1 protein-coding gene is annotated in these 903 nt (G+C 67.7%); it reads left to right on the plus strand.

Features of this window, described 5'->3' with window-relative positions:
- Nucleotides 1-285: 285 nt before the first annotated feature.
- A partial coding sequence (locus tag LCE31_RS39950; protein WP_225023218.1) for a transposase occupies nt 286-903 on the plus strand: 618 nt, incomplete at its 3' end.

Here is a 903-nt window from a genome sequence, read left to right on the forward strand (position 1 = left end):
GCAAGGAGCCCGTGGTCCTAAGTGATCATTTCTGTTCTCTAGGCAGAACGATCATGTGGGAGCCACGGGCGTGGTCAACGATACGACGTTGCTGCTCGACCTCGACGGGGTCTCCGTCATACGGGTCGAGCGGCTTGAGGACGGCACCCGCCGGGTGCATCTGGCCACGACGGAGGCAGCGGCTCGCGCCTGTCCGGAGTGCGGGGTCTTCGCCTGGAAAGTGAAGGGCACAGCCCGGACTCGTCCTCGAGATCTTTCCTATGGAGAGCGCGGGCTGGTGTTGTTGTGGCACGCCGCTGGTGGTGCCGCGAGCCGAAATGCCCGAGGAAGTCGTTCACCGAGAGCGTTGCCCAGATACCGGCCGGGGCGCGGATCACCGCCCGGCTGCGCGAGGCCGCCGGGCGCCGGGTGCGCGATGCAGGCTCCACAGTCATCCAGGCCGCCCGCGACCTGCATCTGTCCTGGCCAACGGTTATGCGTGCCTTGCGTACATCGGCCCGCGAAGTCATCGATGCGCCGCTGCCCGAGGTCAACGTGCTGGGTGTCGACGAGACCCGGCGGGGCAAGACGAAGTGGGAGCAAGACCCCGAGTCCGGCAAGTGGCACCTGAGCCGGGATCGGTGGCACACCGGGTTCGTCGACGCACTGGGCCATGGCGGGCTGCTCGGCCAGGTCGAGGGCCGCGCCGTCGCCGATGTCCTGGCCTGGCTGTCCACCACACCGTTGACCTGGCGCGAGAGCATCACCCACGTCGCCATCGACATGTCGTCCACTTACCGCGCCGCGATTCGCACCGGCCTGCCCAACGCCATCGTCGTGGTCGACCACTTCCACGTCGTCCAGCTCGCCAACAAAATGCTCTCGACACTCCGGCGCCGCACCACCGCCGAGCTCCGTGGGCGG

The sequence above is a fragment of the Streptomyces sp. 8L genome, assembly GCF_020176795.1.
In the GTDB taxonomy this organism is placed as follows: Bacteria; Actinomycetota; Actinomycetes; order Streptomycetales; family Streptomycetaceae; genus Streptomyces.